The following is a 22,122-nucleotide window of genomic DNA, read 5'->3' as shown; positions in this document are numbered from 1 at the left end:
CAGTCCGGGCTATATCTGGGCTGTCAGCCGTGTCAGGTCAGAGACATTGGAAAAGAGAATCTGGCAGATATCGTTCGTCTTGTTCACAGTTTCCGTATTAGTGCGTGTGGAATCCCGCACATCGCTCATCAATTTGTAAAGGTCCAGAATTTCTGCTTTCTGGGTTTGTGCAAAAATACCAAACTCATTGAACAGCTTACTGATATTATCAACTTTCTTGGTAATTTCAGTCAGGGAGCTTGAATTAGTACTCATCAGTTCCACACAGTTTTGAATGGTCGTGCGGGAATAATTGACAAGAGACTTTATTTTCTCAAGCGAGTTCGATGTTACAGCGGCAAGTTTACGCACTTCATCCGCAACAACGGAAAAACCTTTGCCGTAATCTCCAGCCTGGGCCGCCTCGATAGAGGCATTGACGCCCAGAATATGGATCTGGAAGGAAATATCCCCCATAATTTCGAGAACACTACCAATGTCGGAAGAAATATTCGACATTTCGTAAAATTTTTCTATCGTATCATTGATCTGACCACAGGATGCTTCAATATCCTGCGTTGCATTTTTGATAAAAACGCGTGAACTTTCAATCTGCTCGGCTTTTTCTTCCGTGCTCTCCATAAGAATTTTTATTTTATCGTCTGATTTTACAAGGTTCATATTCTGCATGTCATTACGCACAAAAAGCGTATCCGATTCATGCTTCAGAGTTTCCGCACCCTGATTGATGGACTGGGTCGTTGTTGTTATTTCAGAAAAAATATCATTCAGGATCTGCGTTTTTTCATGCAGCATCTTGGACATGTTTGTGCTGTGCATATAGGACGCACGAATAAGATCAAACGGTGTGGCTGTACCAAGGTAAATGCCATTTTCTACAATAATGAACCCCTTGTGCATGCTGTTTTCATCCCGGCTCAGAACCTTGTGGGTAAAAACAGGGATTGGGGTATTGGCCTCCACAATCAGGGGTTGGGCGTCCATCATCAATGTCAGGGGGCGCTTGTGGTACAGCGCGTAAGCATATGGGCTGGACATAAGCGACAGATAATGCTGCCGCTCTATCAACCCTAAAGGCCTGTTCCAGTCATCCGCCACGCAGATCAGGTTAATATCCGCGTAATCACGGAAAAGTTCCATAACCCGACCGCCAGTTTCGGTCGGTCGCAAGGTCATTCCATCATTGGCGATAGAATGCATACACGCCATGGAAGTGTTACTGGTGATGGAATTCATATCATCCGTACGCATGCCATGGAAATATCCCGGCACAAATAGGCATATTTTGCACTGCTTTCCAAATGACAGATTTGTTGAGGTTTCACGACTTATTGACGGACATTAAACATCCCGCCCTCCGTGCCTTCCACATCGTGGCAAACACCAAACGCGCGCCTGTAACACTCTGAAAGGCAATAGTTTTTTCAATACAGCTTTTTGCACTTCAAACAGGAGACTCTCGTTTCCACCGCTATTTGCCGCCGTTTTTCACCTCTGTCGGACTGGTTGAAAAACCCTGAATATGCCAGCGTCACGGCTCGACACTCTCACCGCCCAACCGGAACATCCTGTGCAGCCACTGTCATTTCTGAAAACCGCCTCCCAGGAGCATGCAGGAGCAGCCATGCCAATGTCGGATATCATCATTGCGTTAAACGCAGGCTCATCCAGCATCAAGCTGTCCGTCTGTCACATTCAGCCAGATGATACGGTAGATACCCTGCTAGCCGGACATACGGATATGACCGGCCCAGCCCCCCATTTCACGCTACGGGACAACAAGGGCATTTTACGGGCCGAACAGCGCTGGAACCATGCGGATGTGCCCTACGCCACTGTTCTGGGGGAAATACTCAAACAGGTGGACAGCACTCTGGGCGTGCGTGACATCACAGCCATTGGCCACCGTATTGTGCATGGTGGCCCCGCACACAGCCAGCCCGAATACATTACCCCAGCACTTGTTCAGGCCCTGGCTGCGCTGACACCGCTTGCCCCCCTGCATATGCCCCACAACCTCGAACCCATAGAGGCTTTACATACGCTACGCCCCGACCTGCCCCAGGTCGCCTGTTTTGACACGGCATTCCACCACAACATGCCCTTCTGCGCCCGCAGTTTTGCTCTACCACACAGCTATATGGAGGCTGGTATCCGCCGATATGGTTTCCATGGTCTGTCATACGAATACATTGTCCAGCGTTTACGCCAGACAGCCCCGCATCTGGCAACAGGTCGGGTCATTGCAGCCCATCTGGGCAGTGGTGCCAGCCTGTGTGCGATAGACAATGGAAAGAGCATTGACACCACCATGGGCTTTTCGCCCCTTGATGGGCTTGTCATGAGTACCCGCTGTGGAGCGCTCGACCCGGCCGTGGTGCTCTATCTGCAAAACAACTGTCAGATGGATACGGAAGCTGTGCGGAACCTGCTGTATCAGCACTCTGGCCTACTGGCTCTTTCCAACGGTTTATCAGGAGATATCCGCACCCTTCTGGCCAGCAGCACACCGGAGGCCGCCAGAGCGGTAGAGGTTTTCATCTACCATATCACGCGCGAGGCTGCCGCCATGGCCTGTGCCCTGGGGGGGGTGGATGCTCTGATTTTTAGCGGTGGCATTGGGGAGAACCAGCCCGACATCCGAGCCAGCGTGGTGCAGAAACTGGGATGGCTTGGCCTCAGGCTGGATGCAGAAGCCAATACAAAAGGCACAGGGTGTATCAGCACAGCCGATAGCCCTGTTGAAATCCACATCATCCCCACGGATGAAGATGCGATGATTGCCCTGCACACGCGCGATGTTTTACGCAGCAAAGGGATGTGGCCTAGGTCTGGACCGGAGTTGTAAGGTGGGAGCTACCAGCAGCCCCCACCCACAGGACCTTAGTGTGCCAGAGCCTTGATGATAGCCGGGTCGATATAGCTATCGACATTCTGCGGGGTTTTATAAACACCGTATTTGACGTTAAACAGGTTCGCGTTTTCGGTCGAACCGTAAATAGATTGCAGGGTGTCGTTCTTTTCATACACCTTGGTATTATCATCCAGTGTCAGCAGGTGGGTACCTGCCAGCAGCTTCTTGTAGGCCACAGGTTTAAGCCCGACCTTGCGCGCCATGATCTCCAGCGCCTCGTCCTGTGTCTTGGGGTCGTTCACAAATGCGACGACCCTTTTCCACACACTCACAACCCGCTTCCACTCATCCGGATGGGCCTTAAGGCTGACAGGGTCAACGGCCAGCACATCATAAATCAGGCCCGGCACCTGGGCAGAGGTAAACACCGGCCGTGCCCCCGGCACCTGCCGCAGCGCCTGCCCGGAATTGGGCTGCCAGGCTGCAATGGCCGCCACTTCGCCCGATGCCAGAACCTGCGGTGTCTCGTTGGTTCTGGTATCCACCAGCGTAATATCGTCTTCCTTCAGGCCTGCCTTCTGCAAGGCTACTAGCAGCAGCAGGTGCTCCACCAGCCCACGCTCGACCCCGACCTTCTTGCCTTTCAGTTCTGCCACGCTGGTAATACCCGGCGCAGCCACAATCATATCATTCCCGTCGGAATAATCGCCCACCAGCACCATGACACCCTTGCGGCCATTGGCACCCGTAACCAGCACATCACCATTGGTGGCAAGAATACCATCCAGCTTGCCAGAAGCATACGCATCCAGCGAGGCGCTATAATCGAACCACTGGAACGAGACATCAACCCCTGCGTCCTTGAACCAGTGCTTGTCGATCGCCACCTGCCAGGCCACCCAGCCCGGCCAGTCGCTGTAACCGACCTGGAGCGGTGCCGCATGGGCCTGTGCAACACCACCGGCGGCAACAAGGCAGCAGGTCAGCAGGAAATTCTTTAGTTTCGACACCATGTGCTTTCTACTCTTCCCATTGGCGAATCCTGATACATCATTCCGCAAAAGGAATGTTTCTGGCAAGAGTTTTCCCAAGAATATAGAAATTTTCTGCACACGAACAAACAGACGCAAAAACCCTATGCCGCAGAATGCCCGCAGCATAGGGTCTATTCACCGCACACAATATGGTCGTGTCAGGCCTTATCGGCCTTCAACCAGGCCTTCCAACCACCAAAATCGGTAATATCCTGCCCTTTGCGGGCCTGTGCCTCTGCACACAGAAAGCCGCTGACTTCCTGCCCGTCTTCCAATGTAATGCGGCCAATGGCCATAGGCTGGGGCACCTGCGCCACAAACCGGCCAAACCCGGCGGCAGACAGTTCATAAACCTCCACCTCCAGACCTTGCCCGTCAAAACCGGGCTGGCGGAACATCCCAGGCTTGGGGGGCACAGCACCGGGCAGAGCAAACAGGCGGTAGTCTCCTGCTGTGCGTGTTGTGCGCCACAGCACGGCCCGCTCCTGCTCCAGCTGGTAATGCAACGGCAAACCTTTGAGGTGAGCACCCACCACAGCCAGCAGCACCTTGCCTTTGCCAACACCCTCCGCAGGGGCAGACACGGCCACTTTGGCCAGACCACTGCCAACCCCAGCCAGCGCATGGTAACGGCCTGCCAGCACCCCAAGGTCATGGTCAGCAAAGGCCGGGGCAATAAATGTCACACCAAACGGCAGACCATCGGCGCGGAAGCCGGATGGCACAGCGCAGGCTGACATATCCAGCAGATTGACAAAATTGGTGTAAACACCATGCAGGCTATTGGCCCCTACCGGGTCTGCCCGCACCTCCTCCTTGCTGACAAGCCGGGGCATGGTAGGTAGCAGCATGACATCAAACTGCTCCCACATCTGGGCCGCGACCTGTCGCAGACTATGCTGGCGATAAACGGCGCGGAATACATCCGACGCACTATACCGGCGGGCACCCCCTATAATACCGGCAACGGCGGGATCCATGGCATCATGGTGGGCATCGTAAAATGGTTCGATGGCGGCCAGGCGTTCGGCAACAAACGGACCATTGTAAAGCAGTTCCGCCGTCTCCCTCAGGGGAGCGTAATCCAGTTCCACAGCCGTACCGCCCATGGCCTGACACCGCTGGATGGCCTGGGCATACAGGGCTGCGTTCTCGCTATCCCCATCAAAAAAGCGGTCTGCCTCTGCCAGCACACCAAAACGGAATGCGCCTTTTGGCAGCGCATAAGGCTGCATGACGCGGGAATAGGGCACCTGCGGGTCAAGCGCCATGGCGGCGGCCTCAACCTGCAAAGCCTCGTCCACCGTTGTGGCAAACACGGACACGCAGTCCAGCGACAGGCAGGCAGGAACGACGCCCTGTGTGCTCAATACCCCGCGTGATGGCTTAAGCCCGACAATATTGTTGGCCGACGCCGGAACCCGGCCAGAACCTGCTGTGTCCGTACCCAACGAGAAAGACACCAGCCCCGCCGCAACCGCAACCGCCGAACCAGAGCTGGAACCACCCGAGACATAACGGCTGTCAAACACGCAATGCGGCTGCCCATAAGGCGAGCGCATGCCCACAAGCCCGGTGGCAAACTGGTCCAGATTGGTCTTGCCAATCATGATGGCCCCTGCCTCCTCCAGCCGGGCAACCACTGTGGCGCTGGTCTGGGGTGTATAGGCAAAATCCGGGCAGCCAGCCGTGGTCGGCAGGCCCGCGACATCAATATTGTCCTTAACCGCAAAGGGAATGCCGTAAAGCGGCAGGTGTTTCTGGTCGCGACTTTCCAGTTCCGCCGCACGAGCCAGCAATTCTGCACGGGCAGGCAGGCAGATCCATACTGCCGGGTCTTTGCTGGCGTATGCCTCAATCCGCTCCAGCACTGCCTCCACCACGGTCGTGGGGCGCAGGCTGCCCGCACGATAAGCCGCAAGGAGGGTATCTATCGTCAACATGTCCGGTAGGGTCATGGTCTGTATCCTTCCTGTCTGTGCGGCCTGTCAGCCCTGTTCCACCGTGCTGATGACCAGTATGCGCTCTCCCCCACGGACTTCACGGCCTGTACGGCACAGGATTTCCGCCACTTTACCGGCAACGGGGGAGATAACCTTCATTTCCGTTTTCATGGACTCGATCACCGCCACCGTGTCACCCACGGCCACGCTGTCACCCACAGCAACAGGGATCTGCCACACGCTCCCCGGTACGGGGCTGTCCACCGCCATCTGGCCTTCGGGCAGGATTGTATCTTCCACTTGCGGGGGGGCGACTTCTTCCTCAAACGTATCAAGGCCACGGGCAATCCAGTCCTGCCGCTCGGCCTCAAACGCGTCCTGCTGGCGGGCCTTGGCCTGGCCAATTTCCTCGGCATGTTCTGCAAGGAAGGCCTTGTACTCCTTCAGGCTGAAGGTGGTTTCCTCAATTCTGACCGGGAAGCGCCCATAGGGGAAAGCCGCCCGGGCTTCCATCAGTTCCTCGTGCGAGACCGGGTAGAAGCGGATCTGGTCAAAAAAGCGGAGTAGCCAGGGCTTGTCCTGCTCAAACACATCCGTGCCACGCCATGTGTTCCAGACCTGGATGGTACGGCCAAAAAGCTGGTACCCACCCGGCCCTTCCATGCCGTAAATGCACATATAGCTGCCACCAATGCCCACCACGTTATCGGGCGTCCATGTCCGTGCCGGGTTGTATTTGGTGGTGACCAGCCTGTGGCGCGGGTCCACCGGGGTGGCAACAGGCGCGCCCAGATACACATCCCCCAGCCCCATGACCAGATAAGAGGCATTGAAGATAATATCCCGCACGGACTCAATGGACGACAGACCATTGATCCGGCGAATGAACTCAATGTTGGACGGGCACCACGGCGCGTTGGGGCGCACCAGCTCCTGATAACGCCGCATGGCAAGCTGGGCCTGCTCGTCATCCCACGACAGGGGCATGTAGACGATACGGCTGGGCACCGTGATATCGTCTTCATTATCCGGCAGTTCCTGCTCGATGTCGTGCAGGATGGTCATCAACTCAGCCAGAGGCAGAATATCGGGGTTGTAATGCACCTGAAGCGAGCGAATACCCGGTGTCAGGTCCACAATACCGTCCACATTGCGACTGCTCAGGCGCTCAAGCATTAACTGAACGCGCAGCCGCAGAGGAATATCCAGCACGGGTTCACCAAATTCCAGCAGCAGATACTGCTCGCCTGCGCGGCGGTAAACCACCGGCACCACACCCTCCGAACGGTGCAGCACGGGGCTGTCCCCCGTAGCCGGAGCCGCCATGAACGGCAGCGACAGAGGCTGCGGCGTCACCCGGTGGAAACGCACCTTATCGCCAGGATGCAACTGGCCGAGCTTCCACAACTCATCACGCGTCACCACGGCGGGGCAGACAAAGCCGCCAAGGCTCGGACCATCCGGCCCCAGCAGGATGGGCATGTCCCCCGTAAAGTCGATCGCACCAATGGCGTAGGCATTGTCATGGATGTTGGATGGGTGCAGCCCGGCCTCGCCCCCATCGGTGCGGGCCCAGCGTGGCTTGGGGCCAATCAGGCGGACCCCTGTGCGGGCACTGTTAAAATGCACTTCATACGTGCTGGAAAACAGGTCCTGCATATCGTCTGGCTGGAAGAAGTCCGGTGCGCCATGCGGGCCATACAGCACCCCGATTTCCCACGTATCGGTCAGCACCGGGCGGTCTGCTTCAGCCAGGGGCTGTGTCGGGGCTGCTTCTTGCGCGGATGTTGCGTGAAAGCGCAGGACATCCCCCGTGCGAAGCTGCCCCGTGGCATGGCCACCAAACTGCCCCAGCATAAAGGTGGCGCCAGACCCCAGATAGTCCGGCACGTCCAGCCCACCCTGAATGGCCAGATAGGTCCTATGCCCTGCCCCTTTGATCTGCCCCAGCGCCAGCACCTGCCCGCGCGCAACAGCAACCGGCTGCCAGTATGGTACGGCCTCACCATCCAGCGTGGCAGGCATGAACGCCCCGGTCAGAGCAATAACTGCGGGGGCGTTAAAGCGCAGCACCGGGCCGGATACTGTCAGCTCCAGCGCAGGCACACCCGGCGCATTACCAACAATCTGGTTGGCCAGACGGAAGCTGCGGTCATCCATCGGCCCGTTGGGCGGTACGCCAACAGCCCAGTACCCTACACGACCCGGCCAGTCCTGCACGGTGGACTGCAAGCCCGGTGCCAGAACCTCCATAGTATGTGGCGTATAGGCAAAGCTGTTGAGGAACGCGGTCGTAACTGTTCCCTCATGCACAGCCTCGGCTGCGGTAACGGCGCGCAGGTAGTCCAGATTGCTTTCCAGCCCATCCAGCCTGGTCCGCACCAGTGCTTGATGCAGATTGGCCAGTGCCTCGGCCCGGTCGGCCCCGGTTGCAATCAGCTTGGCCAGCATGGGGTCGTAATGGGGGGTAACTTCCGTGCCGGTTTCCACCCAGCCATCCACGCGCACACCTTCGGGAAAGCGGACCTGCGTCAGGCGGCCTGTGGAGGGACGGAAGTTTTCTGCCGGGTTTTCGGCGTAAATACGCACTTCCACTGCGGCCCCGGTCTGCACAAGACTGTCCTGAGCGGGCAGAACGAAGGAGCCATCTGCCTGACGCACCATCCATTCCACCAGATCCACGCCAAAGGTTTCTTCCGTCACGCAGTGTTCGACCTGCAGGCGGGTGTTAACCTCCAGAAAATAGAACTCCCCTGTCTGGGCGTCGTAAATAAACTCCACAGTGCCTGCGGATTCATACTGTACAGCAGCACAGAGCGCTCGTGCGGCCTCGCGCAGTTTGTGTCGGGTGGCCTCGGGCAGGTTGGGGCCGGGGGTTTCTTCCACCACTTTCTGGTTACGCCGCTGGAGCGAGCAGTCGCGCTCGCCCAGTGTCAGCACACCGCCGCGACCATCACCAAAGACCTGGACCTCGATATGCCGTGCGCTGGCAATGAATTTTTCCAAAAAGACGCGGGCATCGCCAAAGTTATTGCCACCCAGACGGGACACGGCCTCAAAACAGGTGCGCAGGGCGTCTTCATCCTGGCAGACCTGCATGCCAATACCGCCGCCACCTGCCGTGCTTTTAAGCATGACCGGGTAGCCAATCCGTGCGGCCTCACGCGCTGCATCGTCCGCTGTGGCCAGAATGTCGGTGCCGGGCAGCAGGGGCACACCATTGGCCCGCGCAAGGTCACGTGCGGTGTGCTTGAGACCAAAGGCCCGCATGTGCTCGGGCCGGGGGCCAATAAAACGAATACCCTCGGCAGCAAGGCGTTCGGCAAACTCCGCACGCTCACTTAAAAAACCATATCCTGGGTGCACAGCCTGCGCGCCAGTCTTCCGGCAGGCCTCCAGAATGGCGTCCATGTTCAGGTAACTTTCCGCCACCGCAGCCGGGCCGATCAGGATAGCCTCATCAGCTTCCAGCACCGGGGGGGCAAAACGGTCCGCTTCCGAGCAGACAGCGACAGAGGCAATTTCCATCCTGTGCAGGGTACGCGTGATGCGACGGACTGTTTCACCACGGTTGGCGATAAGAACTTTTGTGAACATGGCGCTTTTTCCGATCGTCTTGGCTCAGGCAGGCACGGCTTCGCTGATGATGACGCGAATGGGCGTGGGAACAAAACCGTTGCACGGGTTGTTCACCTGCGGGCAGTTGGACAGCACAACCAGCGTGTCCATTTCGGCCAGCAGGTCAACGTAACCGCCGGGATCGGACAGGCCGTCGTCAATCACCAGTTCACCGTTTTCCAGCACGGGAACATTCATGAAAAAATTGACGTTGCTGACAATATCCCGCTTTCCCATACCGTATTTTCCCACTTCAAGCAGGAAGTTCTCGCGGCAGGCGTGCATGTAGCGTGTTTCGTGCCCAAAACGCACAGTGTTGGATTCACAGCTACACGCCCCGGCCAGCGTGTCGTGGCGACCGCAGGTATCTTCCACAACCTGCATCAGCACGTTGCCTTCGTTGGAATACAGCTTGGCCCCTTTGCCAATATAGGCACTGCCCTGGCTGATCAGGGTTTCCTGCACGCTATAGCGTTCCTGGTAGGCATGGGCGTTATAAAACAGCGCATCCACAGCCTGCTGGCTTTCCAGGTCGATAATCCGCAGGGTCTGGCCCTTTTTAACCACGGCTGACCAGGGCACACGCGCGGGCACAACCTGATCCAGAACAGTTCGGATGGTGGCAGTCGTCATTGGTCGTGTCTCCGATCAGATCGTGAAAAGAGGGTCTGTGTTCTCGAAGCCACGCTGTGCTTCCTCACAGAAGGTGCGGCTCAGATCGTCCGCTGTGGGGGACGGTGCCTGCCAGCGGATAACCTCGATCGGAGACGGGTCAAAAGTGCTATCGGGGCTGAGCGGGTGGTAGCAGTTGGAAACCGCAACCAGCAGGTTCATCTCCGCGCGCAGGTCAACATGGGCACCGGGGCGCACACTGCCATCCACCCAGCTTAAAGCGCCATCGCTGCCAACACTGACATGCGAGAAGAAGGAAATGCAGGCCGGAACATCCCTTACAGCCAAACCATGTTTTCCGGCTGCCAGACGCAGGTTGTCACGGCTGTTACGCAGGTGTGCATCACCAAAGTTGCGCTGGTTGCTGCCCGGCGTGCTGCACGCGGCCAGTGTGTCGCTATGCCCGCAGGTGTCGTCAATGATCGAGGCCAGAACACGCCCCATATCCGAAAACAGCACACGCCCGGTGCTCAGCTGTGTTGTCCACTGCAACTTGACCGTATCGCCCGCATTATAGCGTTCGCTCGTATCATCCGCATTCCACAGCATAACGGACACACCGTTGTTGCCTGCGGTGTTGATCAGCCGCAAAGCCTGACCACGCGGGAGCAGTGTGGTCCAGTACCACCCGCCGGGTACGACCTCACGGTGCAGCACGGTGCTGGCGTCCATCCCGGTCGAGGCATGGACGGCACGGGTGGCGCGCTCTTCCTTAAGGGCACGATCACGAAGCTGGTTGTAACGCGCCCTGTACCATTCCGGGCTCTGCTGGTCGATCTGCATGGGTTTTTCCTTCTGTCCGACAAAGGAGTTGCCTTGTGCGCCACCGGGCGGCTTATGGTCAGGCACTTTCCATGTTCAAGGGTGGTTCCCGCCCTACCTCGTGCACAGGGGGGATGAGGGAGGCAATAAGGTGCATCTTGCCAGAAACAACGCCCGGCATTGTTGAAAACATGTTTTCAATATCACGCAGCTTTCCAACACGCCCCTGCACGAGCATGACTTCCAGCGTCTGCCGCCTGATCAGGTTGACATGCAGAGAGCTTATGACCTCGGCCAGGTTTTCATACTGCATGTCCGCCAGCCGCTGTTGCAGGCCGGGTGTACCGCTATTGTAAAAAAGAACGATCACACCGGCCATGATCTCGTCATCATTATCACGGCGGCAATCTGTCAGGGCGTCATGCAGGATATGCTGGATCGCCTGGGAACGGCTGACATAGCCTTTTTCCACCACCATGCTGTCCAGTTCACGCAGGACATGAGGGGGCAGGGAAACACTGATCCGGCTGACCTGTTCTTCTGCTTTTTTGCGGGCCAACGGGCTGCTCCTTTCCTGCTTATTCGACCACGTCGGTCACAAGGGTCAGCAGGGGGATGGTGTCATCACCAAACTCCTCGGCCGCGGCTTCGTCCTCGGGTTCAGCGTGGATCAGGGCTTCCAGTCGGGCGCGTGTGGCCAGAAACTCTGGGCTGGTCATAATGTCCGGCCCACGCTTACGGGGCAAAGGCACCTCGATCACCTCTTCCACCCGCCCCGGATGCGCCTTGAGGACAAGGATACGGTCAGCCAGATAAATGGCTTCATCCAGATCATGCGTGATGAACACGATGGTGATGTCGGTCTTGCGCCAGATGTCGAGCAGGTGTGACTGCATGCGCACCCGGGTGCGGGCGTCCAGCGCGCTGAAGGGTTCGTCCATCAGCAGGACACGGGGCTGGGCGGCCAGAGCACGGGCAATGGCCACACGCTGCTGCATCCCGCCCGAAAGCTGGTGCGGCAGGGCATCGGCAAAGCGCTCAAGCCCGATGGCCTGCAACCACTGCATGGCCTGTCGGCGGCTTTCGTCCTTGCTCAGCCCCGACATTTCCAGCCCGAACATGACGTTGCGGCACACGCTCCGCCACGGAAAGAGCGTGTATTTCTGGAACACCATCCCCCGATCGGGGCCGGGGCCATTCACCGGTGTGCCATCGACCAGAATCCGCCCGGACGAGGCGTCCTCCAGCCCTGCCAGAATACGCACCAAGGTAGACTTGCCGCAGCCCGACGGGCCAACGACACAGACGAACTCGCGCCGGTGGACCCCCATGGAAATATCTTCCAGCGCCACGGTTGTCTGCCCATGGCGGGAGAAGGTCTTGCCCAGGTTTTCCACCTGGAGAACAACCTCACGCGCCTTGATGCGGGCCATACGCTCGGCCACTTCGGGCGGCAAAACGCGATAGTCGGCGGGGGGTGTCTGGTCGTGCGTGGCCATCTCAGACGATCTCCTGCTTCCAGCGGAAAAGAAAGCGTGCGGCAAAGCCCAGCAGCATGTCCGTGCCCATGCCGACAATCCCGATCAGGGCCATGGCGGCAAACACATTGTCAAAATGCTGGTAGCGGGCCTGCTGGGTAATAAACCATGTGATACCGGAGGATGTGCCGATCAGTTCCGCCACGATCAGATATGTCCAGGCCCAGCCGAGCAGAATGCGCTGGTCCCGGTACAGGTCGGGCAGAATGCCGGGAATAACCACATGCAGCAAAAGCCCCCGGCCTTTGGCCCCGAGTGTGCGGGCGGCCTCCACCACTGCAAAGTCCAGCTTGCGGGTGGTGTTGCCAATCACCAGGATCTGCTGGAACAAGGTCCCGATCACGATAATCGCAATCTTGGGGGCATCATAAATCCCAAGAATGGCCACCATCAGTGCCCCAAAGGCCGGGGCAGGCAGGTAGCGCAGGAAATCCACCGGGGGTTCGACCAGCCGTGCAATCGCAGGCACCGTGCCACACAGAATACCCAGCGGCACACCAATGGCCGAGGAAATGACAAAGCCCCAGAAGATAATCTGAATACTGTGCCAGAACGCCTGCAGAATGGATTTTTCAGGCCCATTCCCCTCTGTCATGACAAAAGCATGAGCAAAGGACGACAGTACGCTGCCGGGTGACGGCAGGTAGACAGGATTGGCGGGCACACCTTCTGGCACTTTCTGGCCTGCCGCGCGCATTTCGTGCACGGCACGCTCAAAGTCGGCACGCTGCATACGCATGCCTTCTTCCAGATACTCCTCCCCACCCGGATTGGTGATCAGCACCTGCGGGTGCCACAGGAAAGGCACGTAGCTGACAGCACTCCACGCCAGAAGGGGCAGAAGGATGGAGAACACCCCAAGGACAACACGCGCCCTGCGGCCAACCTTGCCATACAGCATCCACCCAGACATGCGCGCCATGACCTGTCTCCTCCCTCAGCACCACTCACCGGCAGGGGCGGCATTATGGACAAGGCCACCAACCCGACATGCCGGGGCACAGACAGTGTTCAGACCTGTATTCCGTGCCGCTGCGTCAAACCGGGCCATGGCTCATTCCAGTAATACTAAAACCCATAACGGTATTACTCATTTAACCCAGTTCCCCCCACCATGCCACAAAAAAATATTCCACATGGGAAATAATGAGGGACCACCCTGCCCCACGGGCCCGGCACACGGCGTTTTCCTGCACACAGAGCCGCCAGATCGTGCTTTACTGCGCCATGCGCCCCGGTTCCTATCGTGGCACCCGCATGCGCGGCTGTTTTCCGCCCATACGGCACAGCATGACAGGACAGATTCGGAGGCCAGACTTATGCCGGTCGGATATTCAGTGCGCGCACCCTACCCCGCTTGCCGGCGGCACCCTGCGCCTTATGGTGCCAGCACCCTGGCCGAACTGCCCACGCACTCATGAGCTTTTGCAAGGACCGCAAGGGGGTTGTGGCCATACTGCTGGCCATTACCTTGCCCGCTCTGCTCCTGATCATGGCCATCGGCATTGACCTCAGCCGCGTTTATGTTGTGAAGCAACGCCTGCAAACCGCCGTGGACGCCGCAACAACAGCCGTCGGGCTTGAAGGGTCACTGGACGACCCAACGGCTGGTGCCGCCGATGCCGACAAGCTGTTCTGGACCAATTTTACGCCATCCAGCGGGCAGAGCGGCAGCGGTGTGCTGGACTCCACCTCCACCGGTATCACCATTGGTGGTGTGGACGAGCAACGCAAACGCGTGCCGGTCAGCGCATCGGCTATTGTTCCGCTTGTTTTTGGCAGTCTGCTCCACCGCGACAGTATAACGGTTGGGGCTACCGGATATGCCACCTTCGCAGGCACAACAACGCAGTCCTCCCTATGGACAGGACTGTTTAAAGACCAGAACAGCAACTGCCAGTATAATTCCTACCTTAACACTCTGACAGTCGCGGCCGCCGCCGGGCAGGCCCTGACCATGAGCGGCCCGGTGCAGAACAACTGTGGCACCTCGGAGTGGCAAAAAACGGACACTGTGGCCAGTTCCAACTCAAATACCGTCACATCCCTGGCCTTTAGTGGCACACTGGTTCTGAACGGCACACCGGGAGCACAGCTCTGTTATACGTCGTACTATCTCTGCGCCAACAACCTGATCACTATTGATGGCAATGTGACCATCAACATTCCCATTCATGTGCAGTCCGGAGTGTCCATTGCCACGGGCTCTGTCATTTCCTCTTCCAACCCGTCGCAGATCCTCGACAGCATTGGCGGGCAGATTACCGGCAGCACCGGCTCTGTCACCTTCAGCTCCATTACCTACAATGGGGAAAACAGCCCCTTTAAAATCGGCAGTAACGTGCTGAATGTAGAAAACGGTGCAACTGTCAAAGGGGCCTTTACCACCTCTGCCGGGTCGCAGATCAACATTACAGGGGGGTCTGTTTTCAGCGTTTACAATGCTGGCAGCACGCTGGACTCTGTTGCGATCACGGTTGATGCCTCAACCTGGACCAATACAGATTCCTGCACATGGTGCAAAATCAGTAACGCCACCATAACCCTGCGGAACAAAGCAACAATGGTCACAGGGACTGAAAGCAATGCGACCGCAACTTTGGACACACAATCGTCTCTGGCCTTTTTGTCCGGAGCGCAGGTCATAGGCACCTATACGCTGCGTGGTGGCAGTTCCATTAATATCAGCACACTTGCCTCGTACAACACCAATCTGGCCATTACGCTGTATGACACAAGCACCATCAAAACGGCGTCCACCGTTATCAGTGGTCCAGGTGTTTCAAACCAGAGTTATGTCTTTACCTGCACCACTGCCTCCACCTGCACCCGGCACTAGCCTTGCAAGCACCGGGCGTAGTGAACGGAAGATTTTAGAACGTCGCGTTGATCCGCCCGTAGTAATAAGCGCCTTCAAACCCGATATTGGCGCCATGGGCATCATAAATCGAGGCACCAAGATAGTTATTGATCGGGTTTACTTTCCGCGGCCGCATGTTGAAGATGTTATTGGCACCAATAGCAAAATGCCAATGCTGATTGGCACGATAGCCAACCTCCAGATCCGTTAACCAGACTGGCGTGTTTACAAATGGGGCAAACTGGGTTGTCGAATACCGAAGGTTTGCAGGAGCAAGATCATAATAGCTGAGCATGGAGGATGTCTGCCCGTAGCGCGTTTCACGGATGTTCACATCCCATTTATCCTTGGTCCAGTAGGCATTCAGGATGATCTTGCTGCGGGGGGAGGCTGTCGTCAGATAAGCAATGGTCTGGGCGCTGGCCAAGGACTGCCCAAACGCATTGCTGTTGATATGCTGCATGCGGGTACGGTTGAGGTTGAGCATGAGCGAAAGATCAAGATTGCCATAACGGCGCAAGCGCCAGCGATAGTCAGCCTGAATATCCAGCCCCTGTGTGCGGGTGCTGCCAATATTGGCCAGGTAGTTGGCCTGCACATTGCTGAGGTCTAACCCCGAAGGCAGGGTAATACCAGTCTGGGAAATGGCGTCATACGCTGTCTGCCCACTCGTATAATTGGACCCGTTGATACGGTTGCGGATATTGATCTGGTAGACATCGACCGAGACATGAAAATCATCAATCGGCTCAAGAATAAAGCCACCCTCAACATTGGTTGAGCGTTCAGCCTTGAGTTTTGTGGCCCCAATCTGGGACGCCGCAGCGCCAGTCGCACCCAGTAACCCCGTAGCGCCTGTCGGGCTGACGTTCAGCGAGCTAAAATAGTATTCAGGCAGGCTTGGCGCACGAAAGCCGTTGCTAATGGTCGCACGCACGGCAATACGTTTGGTAAAGTCATACCGTGTCGAGACCTTACCTGTTTCGGCATTTCCTGCATCCGTGTAATGCTCAAAACGACCTGCAAAATCGAGGCTCCAGTGCTCAAGCGGATGGAAGTCAGCATCCAGATAGCCAGCCCAGACATTCCGCTGCCATGACCCTGCACTCTGTTCGGTCAGACCTGCCCATGCCGCGGTGCCGCCATTCAGGTAAGATGCAGGGTCACCCGCCTTGATATGGTACATTTCCAGACGATGTTCAGCACCGAACGAAACAGTGACAGGAACAGTGTTGGCAATTTTGAAACCACGATGGGCATCAAAATTGCTCGTCCATTGTGAAAGCCGATAACTGGAAGTCCGCACACGGGTTGGGCTCGCCCCCTGATTAAGCAACATGTTTGAATTGATCGTGTTCTTTACGCCGAGGTCTTCATCATCCTCACCATAAAGCGTGCTGAGGTCCCAGTTGAAACCAAACAGATCATGCCCTTTCACGCCCAGATTGGCCTGAAAGTCATTTTCTTCAATGGTTTCAATCGGGGCAAACCCCATCGGGTACACAGACGGAGCCGCACTGGGCAGGCGATAGTGCTGGTTGGTCTCGGCATGACGATGGGCATAGGTAATAAGACCATAGGTCTCGATTTTATCGGTAATACCCTTGCCCCATTCGATGGAAAGATTTTCCCGCGTTTCTTCTGGGGTGCTGACACTATGATCCGAATAAGGATCCCAGGTATCACCCTCCGACCACCTGTGATCCCGCGTTGCGCGAGATTTTGAGATGAAAAAATCCTTATGGTAGACTTCACCGTTCAGATGGATAAAGCCATCATCCCCCCATTTCAGGCCACCATCTGCACCAATTCTGTACCGCCATCCATCACCATTATAAGCATCTGCCCCTGTATCCGTGACCACGTTCAGGCCATGTGCTGTCTTCTTGGTGATAATATTGATCACACCAGCAACAGCATCTGCCCCGTAACGGGTCCCCGCCCCATCGCGCAGCACCTCGATATGATCAATCGCGTTGGTGGGGATCATATTCAGGTCAACCGGGGTTGAGCCTTGCAAAGGCCCTGAATCCGTAACGATATTGCCTGTTGTATGCCGTCGCTTTCCATCCACCAGAATAAGCACTTCGTTAGGGTTAAGGCCCCGCATACGGATGGACGATGTCAGAGCCGCAGAATCCCACCCCTGAGCCTGTGTGGTAATTGCAGGATCAATCCGGGCGATGGCATCAGCCAGATTAATCTGGCCAGAACGCCGCAGTTCAGCAGAAGTGATAACAGTGACTGGTATAGAACTGTCGCGCGCAATGCGAAGATAGGAATGCCCGCCCGAGACATGGATTTCTTCTGCTTTATCCTTTGCCGCATCACGCGATTTCGGCGGTGAATGGATATGACGGGTGGATGATTTTGCTGAAATAGTCTGAGCCGTCTGTCTGTCGCTGGCAGGCTGGGAATGTCTTGCCCCGTGAAGAGATACTTTAGACGTTGTCGTGGCAGCCAGGGTAGGTGTTACTATAATAATAAGAGAGACCGTGCCCATAAGAAGAACAGTGCGGTGCATTTTTTATATCCAGATGCTATAGATTTTTCCATAAATGTTATCAAAAGTTTTATATTTTCAATTAAATATACAACGTGTTCCACATTGCAAAAATTAAAGGTGATTATGGGATTTATATCGGTTATTTAATGATAATATATTATCTATACACTTCTGCACTTTGATTATATCAATATTTTTTAATGAATGGGCTTTCCATCGCTTGATGAAATAATGGCCTGTATCAGGCCGACACTGACCTACACGCAAAACCACACAGATCACTGATCTGTGTTGTAACCTTCCCCCCGAAAAGGAAGGGTTTTTAATTTCTCATTATATGGAAGAACATTTTTATGTTTGCTTAGGTCAGACTGTAATCAGAGACAGAAATATGACCGATTCAATAAATTCCGACCCCGCAAAAGCCACTGTCTCCCGTGATTTTTCACGTCGGCAATTTACACGACTGGCAGGCCTGCTCGGAGCGGGGATCTCTTTTTCCCAGATTTTACCTGCGGCTCAGGCGCGTACGCCAGTCAGTGATGAAAAGTCTACCAATGTCATCGCTTACATCGATAAAAATGAATACTGGACCGGCCCCCTGCCACAGGCCGCCCGCGTTGCCCAGAAAACAATCCTGTCGGGCAACAGATATGACCCTGACCATCTACATAACGACTTCCTGCACACAGTCTCCACTGTAGAACATGTGCCCGTTGAGCAGATTCTGGTCTGGCAGGGGTCAATGGACCCTCTTATTCGCAGTATTGCAGCTTTTGCGTCCCCTGAGAGAGGGCTTGTAACGGTTGATCCCACCTTTGAGGTGCCGTGGAAAGTTGCAAAATATCTCAATATTCCTGTCCAGCGCGTTCCTCTGACCGCTGCAGAGAATTACGCGACCAGTACCAAAGCCTTGCTCAAAGCAAACCCAAAGGCTGGTCTTTACTATGTGTGCTCACCAAACAATCCGACAGGGACATCAACACCCCTGCAGGAGATCAAATGGCTGCTGGACAACAAACCTGCCGACGCAGTCGTTCTGGTTGACGAGGCTTATATCCATTTTACAACCAACCCCAGCGCCCTGGCACTTTTGCAGAACCGCAAAGACCTTATTGTTCTCAGAACCTTTTCAAAACTCTTTGGCATGGCAGGCCTCCGGGTTGGCCTAAGCTTTGCCCACCCTGAACTACACCAGAGGATGATGCGGTATGATGGTGAGGCCGCAACAAGGCTGATCAACGTTTCTGCACTGGCTGGTGCCAAAGAAAGCCTCCTCCTGCCCGATCAGATCAAAAAACGGCGTGATAACATGACAGCGGTCAGGGAGGCTGTGGAACAGCACCTTCAAAAACGGGGCATAGCATTCCTGCCTGGCAGTCAGGCCAACATGATCATGGTGGACTGGGGCCGCCCGGCTGCTGATGTTGCCGCAGCCTTTGAAAAAAGAGGAGTTGTTATCGGTCGAAACTGGCCGATATGGCCCAATATCTCTCGCGTTACGATAGGGTCGGCAGAGGAGATGGCGCTGTTCAATCAACAGGTGGATCGTATTTTCAAAAGCTAGGCCGTATCATCCATCCACACGCTGCCTGACAAAAACGTCCATCACCCGTTCTGCTGCCTTGGCATAAGCAGGACAGGTGACGGGCACTGGCAGCATCTGGCTGCCGGTCACGCCAATCACTACACATGACACAACACTATCAATATCTCTATGTGCTGCACCACTCATTCGGACAGGGTTGCGCTGGAGGCCAGCACCGCGCTGCCATGCAGGGCGGGGCTTTCCTTGCCACCAAAAAGCAGGCTGAAATTAACGGGCCATGGCTGGGCCGGGGTGCATGTATCCACTGCCACAATGGCGGTCGCCCCCCCTGCCCCCAGACTGGTAAATTGCGTGGCTGACACCGTGGCCGAGCTATAGGCGGACGCACACCCATTACCCGTCTGCTGGCGTATGCTGCCCCCACTTGCGCCTGACTTGGACAAGCCTATGACCGTTACCGTCACACCAGCATTGGCCAGCAGCGTACCCTCCGCTGCCAGCCCCGATGTCATGACGGCCAGAACCGAGCTGTCGCTCAGCGTATCGGACTGGGCAACAACCTGCCCGATATGGCTGGCCAGGGCATTAACCCGCAACCACAGCCGCAGTTCCAGCACCAGGTCTGTCGTGCCAATCAGCAGCAGGATTGCCGTCATCAGGCACAATGCGGCCTCGATAGCCACACTGCCTTTATTATGACGAGCACTCCTGCGATGTTTTTTCGGTATCATTCCTGACCTGCACCCTGACCGTATGTGTCATCGCGTTGCCCAGCATACTCCGCGCCCAGGAGGTCAGATACGGCTGGGAATAGGTAAAAATATACTGCACGGTATTGGCAGCGTCGCCCCCACCTGCGCTGGCGATCGTCACCTGTTTGCTCAGGATTGTCGGGGCTTCCTCCTGCACCAGTTGCTGCATGGCGTCCGCCCGGTTGGACCAGCACTGTGCGGCTATGCTGCTGTCACTTGTATTGCCGGTTTCTACAAAACGGGCAGCATCTTCCGCCCCGTTCTGCAGGGTCATCTCTGTCAGTAGCTGCCAGCCTGTTTCAATAATCGCCAGGATAAGAAACAGGAATAGCGGCAGCACCAGTGCTGTTTCAATGGCTGCAACGCCACGCCTGTTAATGCCGCGCCGCATCACGCTGAATACCAAATACACGGTAGCTTTGCAGCACCTTGTTCGCCCGTGCACGCGGCATATCGTGCATCAGGGTTCTACGCGCGGCGTCCTCATCGCCTGCCATCAACTGGGCATAAGCCAGATTAGCGCGGATTTTAGGCGTTGCATCGGCCGAGGCCGCAAGGGGCTGCAACATAAAGCGGGCAGAATCATAACGCCCGCTGATGGCATAGGACAGGCCAAGGTTGCTCTGCGCCGAGATCAGCAACGGGTCGAGCTTCATGGCCTGAAAATACGCATCCCGCGCGGCCTTGTGGCGGCCAGCAAAGTCACGCGCAATGCCAAGGTCGGTCCAGATCTGGGCATCATGCGGGAAACGGCGGGACATATCCTCCAGTCGTTCCAGTGCTTTTGCGGGGTTAAGTTGCAGGTCAATCCGTGCAAGGCCTTTCAGGGCATCCACACAGTTGTGGTCCTTGTCCAACGCATCCTGAAAAAACAGGATCGCGGGTTGGTAACGCCCCAACTGGGCGTTGGCCCGCCCCAGGGCGAGCAGCGTTGGCACATCCTCCGGGTGGGACTGCACATGCCGACGCAGCAGTTCCAACGCCGCCATGGGGGCACCGTTGTCCATTTCCACCTGCGCGGTTTTCAGGTCCTTCTCACCAGCCTTGTCAGTGGCGCATCCGGCCAACAGCACAGCCACAGCACACCCGGCAACCATGGCCCGCCCTGCTGCACGCACGGTCATGACAGCACCTTCAGCACCACTGGGGCCAACACGATAATGAACAGTACCGGCAGGATGAACAAAATCATCGGGAGTGTCATAAAAACAGGAAGCTGCGCCACCTGTGTCTGATACCGCAACACGGCCTCCTGCTTCATATCCGCTGCCAATGTCCGAAAAGCCTCGGCCAGCGGTGTGCCCAGTTCAAACGACTGCACCAGCACGGACGACAGCTGCTTCATCACCGGCAGGCCCGTGCGGCGCGCCATCTGCTTGAACACTTCATAACGGTCGGGCATGACCTGCATGTCCTGCACTGTCATCCGAAATTCGTTAGCGACATCAGCATTCAGGCGGCCCATTTCACGCGCCACGCGGGCAATGGCCACTTCGGCTGGCATGCCTGCCTCCACACAGATGACAAGAAGGTCCAGCGCATCAGGCATCCCTCGCTCAACACCGGTCAGGTACCGTTTGTACCGGGCCGAAAGCACCATATCAGGCGCGACAAGCCCAAGCACCGGAAAAGCGACAGGCAGCAGGATATGCATGAACGACCTATGGCCTAGCAGAAAAAAACACCCGACAAACAGCACGCACCCCAGCAGCAGCAGGAAAACCTTGATCCCCAGGAAAACGTGAAAAATCTGCTCGCCCGACCGGGCATGCGCCTGGGTACCTGCCCTCATTTCCGCCAAAGTGCCTGCGGGGATAAACCCGCTGCCCTCAAGCCATATCCCAAACCGCCGGAAACTGGCAGCAAGGCTGAAACCACTGCGTACCCGCCCTGCATGGGGCAAAGCAAAGCGCCTTACGGCCTGCAAGCGGTGCTGGCGCTGGCTGTAGCGCATATTGAGCACAAACAGGTAGGCAAAACCGGCCATCGCCCACACTGCCAGCACAATCCCCAGCCCCATCACAGCCGTCATCT

Annotated in this window: 17 protein-coding genes; 3 read left to right on the top strand and 14 right to left on the bottom strand. The window is 56.5% G+C overall.

What is annotated here, in order from left to right:
• Nucleotides 1-9 precede the first annotated feature (9 nt).
• On the bottom strand, nt 10-1,251 hold the full coding sequence (locus FLP30_RS07735) for a methyl-accepting chemotaxis protein (RefSeq protein ID WP_149279304.1): 1,242 nt from the start codon (nt 1,249-1,251) through the stop codon (nt 10-12).
• A gap of 373 nt (nt 1,252-1,624) precedes the next feature.
• Here FLP30_RS07735 and FLP30_RS07730 point away from each other — a divergent pair, with 373 nt between their 5' ends.
• Nucleotides 1,625-2,848, top strand: a complete 1,224-nt coding sequence (locus tag FLP30_RS07730; RefSeq protein WP_246856467.1) for an acetate/propionate family kinase — start codon at nt 1,625-1,627, stop codon at nt 2,846-2,848.
• A 35-nt stretch (nt 2,849-2,883) separates the two neighbouring features.
• Here the strand turns inward: FLP30_RS07730 and FLP30_RS07725 are convergent, their stop codons facing one another.
• The 8 genes from FLP30_RS07725 to FLP30_RS07690 all read right to left on the bottom strand — a co-directional run bounded on the left by FLP30_RS07725 (nt 2,884) and on the right by FLP30_RS07690 (nt 13,343).
• The gene (locus FLP30_RS07725; RefSeq protein WP_149279302.1) at nt 2,884-3,867 is read right to left on the bottom strand and encodes an ABC transporter substrate-binding protein; all 984 of its coding nucleotides are present in this window, start codon (nt 3,865-3,867) and stop codon (nt 2,884-2,886) included.
• Nucleotides 3,868-4,046: 179 nt separating this feature from the next.
• Nucleotides 4,047-5,846, bottom strand: a complete 1,800-nt coding sequence (gene atzF / locus FLP30_RS07720) for an allophanate hydrolase (protein WP_149279301.1) — start codon at nt 5,844-5,846, stop codon at nt 4,047-4,049.
• A gap of 30 nt (nt 5,847-5,876) precedes the next feature.
• A complete protein-coding gene (gene uca, locus FLP30_RS07715) occupies nt 5,877-9,428 on the bottom strand; it encodes an urea carboxylase (RefSeq protein WP_149279300.1) in 3,552 nt (1,183 codons plus the stop codon).
• A 24-nt stretch (nt 9,429-9,452) separates the two neighbouring features.
• On the bottom strand, nt 9,453-10,082 hold the full coding sequence (locus FLP30_RS07710; RefSeq protein WP_149279299.1) for an urea amidolyase associated protein UAAP2: 630 nt from the start codon (nt 10,080-10,082) through the stop codon (nt 9,453-9,455).
• A 15-nt stretch (nt 10,083-10,097) separates the two neighbouring features.
• Nucleotides 10,098-10,970 (bottom strand): urea amidolyase associated protein UAAP1, encoded by an 873-nt coding sequence (locus FLP30_RS07705; RefSeq protein WP_246856466.1) that lies wholly within the window; start codon nt 10,968-10,970, stop codon nt 10,098-10,100.
• Nucleotides 10,963-11,442 carry a CopG family ribbon-helix-helix protein gene (locus FLP30_RS07700; protein ID WP_149279298.1) on the bottom strand — a complete coding sequence of 160 codons (480 nt, stop codon included), beginning with the start codon at nt 11,440-11,442 and terminating at the stop codon, nt 10,963-10,965. The genes FLP30_RS07705 and FLP30_RS07700 overlap by 8 nt, the downstream gene beginning before the upstream one ends.
• Before the next feature lie 19 nt (nt 11,443-11,461).
• Complete coding sequence (locus FLP30_RS07695) at nt 11,462-12,382, bottom strand: ABC transporter ATP-binding protein (protein ID WP_149279297.1); 921 nt, start codon at nt 12,380-12,382, stop codon at nt 11,462-11,464.
• 1 nt (nt 12,383) lies between these two features.
• Entirely contained in the window at nt 12,384-13,343 is a 960-nt protein-coding gene (locus FLP30_RS07690) for an ABC transporter permease (RefSeq protein WP_149279296.1), read from the bottom strand.
• Between the two features lie 495 nt (nt 13,344-13,838).
• On the opposite strand from FLP30_RS07690, the gene FLP30_RS07685 reads away from it, so the two are divergent.
• On the top strand, nt 13,839-15,260 hold the full coding sequence (locus FLP30_RS07685) for a TadE/TadG family type IV pilus assembly protein (protein WP_149279295.1): 1,422 nt from the start codon (nt 13,839-13,841) through the stop codon (nt 15,258-15,260).
• A 34-nt stretch (nt 15,261-15,294) separates the two neighbouring features.
• Here the strand turns inward: FLP30_RS07685 and FLP30_RS07680 are convergent, their stop codons facing one another.
• On the bottom strand, nt 15,295-17,805 hold the full coding sequence (locus FLP30_RS07680; protein ID WP_246856465.1) for a TonB-dependent receptor plug domain-containing protein: 2,511 nt from the start codon (nt 17,803-17,805) through the stop codon (nt 15,295-15,297).
• Nucleotides 17,806-18,124: 319 nt separating this feature from the next.
• Here FLP30_RS07680 and FLP30_RS07675 point away from each other — a divergent pair, with 319 nt between their 5' ends.
• Complete coding sequence (locus tag FLP30_RS07675) at nt 18,125-19,354, top strand: aminotransferase class I/II-fold pyridoxal phosphate-dependent enzyme (protein ID WP_246856464.1); 1,230 nt, start codon at nt 18,125-18,127, stop codon at nt 19,352-19,354.
• Between the two features lie 164 nt (nt 19,355-19,518).
• Here FLP30_RS07675 and FLP30_RS07670 read toward each other — a convergent pair whose 3' ends face one another.
• The 4 genes from FLP30_RS07670 to FLP30_RS07655 are packed head-to-tail and all read right to left on the bottom strand — an operon-like array spanning nt 19,519 to nt 22,120.
• Entirely contained in the window at nt 19,519-20,019 is a 501-nt protein-coding gene (locus FLP30_RS07670; RefSeq protein WP_149279294.1) for a hypothetical protein, read from the bottom strand.
• Nucleotides 20,020-20,029: 10 nt separating this feature from the next.
• Nucleotides 20,030-20,479 carry a TadE/TadG family type IV pilus assembly protein gene (locus FLP30_RS07665; protein WP_149280289.1) on the bottom strand — a complete coding sequence of 150 codons (450 nt, stop codon included), beginning with the start codon at nt 20,477-20,479 and terminating at the stop codon, nt 20,030-20,032.
• Entirely contained in the window at nt 20,463-21,212 is a 750-nt protein-coding gene (locus FLP30_RS07660; RefSeq protein WP_149279293.1) for a tetratricopeptide repeat protein, read from the bottom strand. Before FLP30_RS07660 ends, FLP30_RS07665 begins: the two co-directional genes overlap by 17 nt.
• A complete protein-coding gene (locus FLP30_RS07655) occupies nt 21,209-22,120 on the bottom strand; it encodes a type II secretion system F family protein (protein WP_149279292.1) in 912 nt (303 codons plus the stop codon). Before FLP30_RS07655 ends, FLP30_RS07660 begins: the two co-directional genes overlap by 4 nt.
• Nucleotides 22,121-22,122: the final 2 nt, after the last annotated feature.

Origin of the sequence: Acetobacter vaccinii, from assembly GCF_008365315.1 — a bacterium.
GTDB lineage: Bacteria > Pseudomonadota > Alphaproteobacteria > Acetobacterales > Acetobacteraceae > Acetobacter > Acetobacter vaccinii.
This window is presented reverse-complemented; position numbering and strand designations above follow the sequence as displayed.